Source organism: Syntrophorhabdaceae bacterium (assembly GCA_028713955.1).
Taxonomy (GTDB): Bacteria; Desulfobacterota; Syntrophorhabdia; order Syntrophorhabdales; family Syntrophorhabdaceae; genus UBA5609.
The window spans coordinates 1-4,405 of record JAQTNJ010000251.1; the positions used below are offsets into that span (position 1 = coordinate 1).

Annotated in this window: 4 protein-coding genes and 1 pseudogene; 1 reads left to right on the forward strand and 4 read right to left on the reverse strand. The window is 48.3% G+C overall.

What is annotated here, in order from left to right; genetic code table 11:
- Positions 1–18: 18 nt before the first annotated feature.
- Positions 19–269: pseudogene (locus PHU49_15020) on the forward strand (transposase).
- A 203-nt stretch (positions 270–472) separates the two neighbouring features.
- On the opposite strand, the gene PHU49_15025 reads toward PHU49_15020, so the two are convergent.
- The 4 genes from PHU49_15025 to PHU49_15040 form a co-directional block, all read right to left on the reverse strand.
- Positions 473–1,075 (reverse strand): TetR/AcrR family transcriptional regulator, encoded by a 603-nt coding sequence (locus tag PHU49_15025; protein ID MDD5245319.1) that lies wholly within the window; start codon positions 1,073–1,075, stop codon positions 473–475.
- Positions 1,076–1,189: 114 nt separating this feature from the next.
- The gene (locus tag PHU49_15030; GenBank protein ID MDD5245320.1) at positions 1,190–2,440 is read right to left on the reverse strand and encodes an ABC transporter substrate-binding protein; all 1,251 of its coding nucleotides are present in this window, start codon (positions 2,438–2,440) and stop codon (positions 1,190–1,192) included.
- 281 nt (positions 2,441–2,721) lie between these two features.
- The gene (locus tag PHU49_15035; protein ID MDD5245321.1) at positions 2,722–3,564 is read right to left on the reverse strand and encodes an acyl-CoA dehydratase activase; all 843 of its coding nucleotides are present in this window, start codon (positions 3,562–3,564) and stop codon (positions 2,722–2,724) included.
- Positions 3,561–4,405, reverse strand: an 845-nt coding sequence (locus PHU49_15040; GenBank protein ID MDD5245322.1) for an acyl-CoA dehydratase activase, incomplete at its 5' end; no start/stop codon positions are given. The genes PHU49_15035 and PHU49_15040, both read right to left, overlap by 4 nt.

Genomic DNA, 4,405 nt, shown 5'->3' on the forward strand with positions numbered 1-4,405 from the left:
AACAAAGAGAATTTTGTCATGAAGACATCGAAGTTCACCGAGGAGCAGATCGTGTTTACCCTGAAGCAGGCCGAACCGGGAGCACCCGTCAGGGAGGTGATCAGGAAGGTGGGGATCACCAGGCAACGTTTTACCGGTGGAAGAAGAAATACGGCGGACTGTGGACAAACGAGCTAAGAAGATTACGGCAACTTGAGGAGGAGAACAGAAGGCTCAAACAGATGGTGACAGACCTCTCACTGGATAAGCACATGCTTCATGAGGATATATGTGCTCCTTAGGGTCTGAAAGATGGAAGGTGAACCACAAAAGGGTACACCGTCTGTACCATCTCGAGGGATTGAAGCACACCCGGGGGCTACCTAGATGTAATCTGCATGGACAACGGCAGAGAGTTCATCTCAAAGGCAATGGACAGATGGGCATATGATAACAGGGCGGCCGATATCAGGAATAAACGGCTGGTATTGCTCTATGTCGACTGATTGTGGGTCCTGCTTCTCAACGCGTCGATCAGTAGCCGGCTCACCTGTTGATGGTGTTCCAGGATATCGTATTTTGTATCTTTCAGGAGCCAGCGGCTCACCATGTGTTCAAGAATGCCCAAAACCAGATGGCGCAGAATATAGATATCCATATCTGTTCTGATGACACCCTCCTTCCGCCCTTCTTCGATGATATCCCATACTGAACGTACCGATTGCTTGAGAAAGTCGTATGTATCTGTCTTAACAAAACTCTTGTTCACCCGCATCTCGAGCATCAATAGCCTTCCATACTCGGGGTTGGTTTTAAAAAAATAAAGAAAGTACCATACGAATTTTCGAAGCTTGTTGAAAACCCCCGTGATCCCTTCCAGATGTAGTTCGACCTGGCTGCGGAATTCGTTCGTTTTCTCAATAGGAATAGAGAAGAAGAGATCTTCCTTGTTCTTGAAATACTGATAGATGGTGCCGTCGGCAATACCCGCCCTTTGAGCTATTTCAGAAATGCTTGCACTCTGGAAGTCTTTCTTGCCGAAGACTTCAATAGCTGCCTGGATGATGTGTTCTCTTCTGGTGACCTTTTTGGACATGATGGCGCAAGATTCCTTTAATCTACATCAGATCAGATACGCTAATCAAGGCCGACCGGCGTCACTTGACGCCTGCCGGCCCTCCGGCATGTCTGTGTCCGTAACAGCAGGGAGTTACTTTGTCCACACCGGTTTATCTATCTTTCCATCAGCTACGGATTCAGGATATACGATAACCCTTTCACCCTTCTTCCACTGGAACCAAACACCTAATCCGCCTGTCTTCGGGTCTTCTCCATAGATCAGCTGATGTCCTTTGTCGAATTTTAGCCTGCCCACCACTCCTGTCATATCGGTCTCGGCAAGAGCGGCAGATACTTTATCCGGGTCTAACGTTCCTACTTTTTCAATTGCAGCAGCGAGCATGTACACCGCATCGTATGAGGCGCCAACCCCGTGGCCTGCCTGAGGGCTTTCTTTCCATCTTTTTGTGTATGCCTCGTAAAATTTTGTCGCCGGGGGATAAGCCCTCACCGGAATAGGGCCTATGTCTTCTATAATATTCAGTGAATCCTCAATGTCTTCTCCAAAGGTCTGCCACGCCTTTGAACCCATAAGCGGCCCGTTATATCCTGCCATCAGGGCGGGGATCTTCATGCTCTTCCACTGTTTGACGAGGATTCCGCTGGTAGGCATGTCGAATATGACCAGGATAAGCTGTGCGCCGCCCGATTTTGCCTTCATCAGAGTAGTAGAAAAATCTGAAGCCCCGGTGGGATACTTCTCAAAACCAAGTACTGTCCAGCCGTTATCCTTGTACCATTTTTCCATCATGGAACCCGTTGCCGTTGCCCACAGGACATCCTGGGTGGCTATAAATACCTTGTTGTAACCAAAATCCTTTCCAATCAATTTCATCAAGCCGCTCATGTATCTGGAAAGGCCCGTTGCTTCAAGACATACTCTAAATGAATATTTGTATTTTTCCGGGTTGCTCAGAACCTTTTGCTGGAATTTTGGCGACATCGGGATACTTCCAATATTGATGACCTTGTACTTTGAATAGATGTCCATAGCAGCGAGTAGCGCTTCAGACCTGAAATTGCCCACGAGTGTTGCATATACCTTCTTATGGAGAATGATTTTCTCGATACCGAGAAGCGCTTCGGAAACCGGGACTCCGGGTTCGCCGTCCCGAATGTCAAGTGATTCTACCTTGAATAATCGCTTTTCGTTCCCTACAGTGACGCCGCCTTTTGCATTAATCTCTTCTACGGCCAGGACTACCGCCCTGTGGCTTTCATAGCCCTCTAAGAGTTTCAGCGAAGTCGGGACACCCAGGAGGATCGGATCTGCCGCGATGAGAGAGGTGTAAAGACCGAATACCAAAAGACCCACAAATAATACCTTTGTCAAAGCTTTCATAATTCCCCCTTATCGGTTCTTTTTTTGAAGCTTTACAGCATCAACAAATCCATGCTGCATGCTGTCGACAAAGCATTCTTCATGTTATTTGAATCACTTCCTTACAAAGCATGGGCCGGTGCAACGCCCGGCAGGTCTTTCTCTTCGCGAAACCCCCTCACCTCCTATATCGCGTATATCGGGATCCAATGCCGTTCTAAGTTCACATTCTATCTATATAACTATATAACATTTGCCATGTAAAACAAAACACCAGACACAATTATACTGACAGTACCTGGTTATCCTTGCCTCTTGTAGAAACCACCCGCATATAGAGCTGCACCCAGGGCCGGTGTTAATGCAGGATCCCATTCAGACTTAGGAGCCAGCCTGCTTATCTTCAGGATGCTTTCCACCCGGTTTATTATTCCTGGATTCTTGGCCAGCCCTCCAATGATGACGAAATCCTTTTTCACACCCGATCTATCCACCAATGTGCTGATCCTCCTGGCCATAGCGTAATGGTAACCCGCTATCAGCTCTTCTATTGGTACTTTGCTTCGAATGAGATCCAGGGCTTCGGACTGTGCATATACGGCGCAAAAGTCACTCAGTTTGGGAAATTTATCAGACTGGAGCGCGATGTTTGCCATCTCCGTCAGGTCTTTCTTAACCAGATCGCCAAATGCTTCCATCGACCTTCCGATACCAGCGGCACATTTGTCGTTCCAGAGGAATGAGGTTGCTCTGCCCTTTTCGGTGCAGTGGATCACCCTGCAACTTTGCCCTCCGGCATCGAGCACCGTACGGACCGATGGGCCCCATATTCGTACCGCCCCTGCCGCGCCGCATGCAATTTCCGATATAGCTTTATGAGCAAAGGTCACCTGCACGCTCCCGCGACCGGTCGCGACTATGTAATGGATATTTTCCAGTTTTAAACCGGTTTTGCTCAGGGCCTCGTTTATAGCACCGAAAGCCGATTCTTTGGGTGTTCGGGTCGTAACCTGAGAAGATGCATAGGGTTGTCCGTCAAGCAGTATCAATGCTTTGGATGTCACTGCTCCAATATCGACTCCAGCCGCTATCACCTTAGCCTTTGTCCAATCCAGCTGTTTATTTATCGAAGCATACTCACTCATTTTCCACCTCCATAACTCACTACAGCTCCTATTGCGCCTACATACTCAGGAAGGTTCACCACGCTTACCTCCTGTTTTATCAGATTCTGAAGGTGGTTAATAACCGCTTGAGATCTGGCCAATCCTCCAGCTACCACGATCTCTTTCGTAAGGGGCATACAGGTGGACATAGCAGCAACGCGCTCAACCATGAATCTGGTGATGGCATCTGCTACATCCGTAGCGTCCACTCCTTGACACATCAGATCAATGGCCTCTGATTCGGCGGACAGGGCACATTGAATAGCAACAGACACATTTTTGGTCGACTTTAGGGCTAATTGGGACAGCTCCTCCTCGCTTACCCCCAGAAGTTTCGCTATGCTCGTGTAGAAAATGCCCAGGCCATCAGCACATTTATCATTCTGAATTACATCCAGCACATTCCCGTTCTGGTCATAACTGATCGCTTTATGTACATTTCCGCCAATATCGATGACTGTTCTTGAGTCATTGTTAAGGAATAAAGCCCCTTTGGCATCCGCTACGTATTCGGGCACCGTTGTGGTTACGTTCAATGCCGGTGTCTTAACCATATCTCTAAAGATTCCCGTGGTGACGATGCCGGCCAGTTCACCACCGGAGATACCCGCACTTTTCAGGGCATCATTTAGTGCTGTTTGAGCCGCAGCCGCTACATCACATGCTGTGGGGGCCGTGGAATAGCCAAGGATTTCCTTGCCCCTCATTATTACGGCCTTCGTATTAATGTGACCTGCATCCAATCCAGCCAGAAGTTTTCCGTTATTCAAGGCGTCACCCCCTTTATTGTTTCTACAAGGGCTTCCAGTTGCGTCCGAAA

Excerpts from the sequence above, each read along its gene's own strand:
- PHU49_15035 (MDD5245321.1), bottom strand. The coding sequence starts at position 3,564 with ATGAGTGAGTATGCTTCGATAAATAAACAGCTGGATTGGACAAAGGCT.
- PHU49_15025 (MDD5245319.1), bottom strand. The coding sequence starts at position 1,075 with ATGTCCAAAAAGGTCACCAGAAGAGAACACATCATCCAGGCAGCTATT.
- PHU49_15030 (MDD5245320.1), bottom strand. The coding sequence starts at position 2,440 with ATGAAAGCTTTGACAAAGGTATTATTTGTGGGTCTTTTGGTATTCGGT.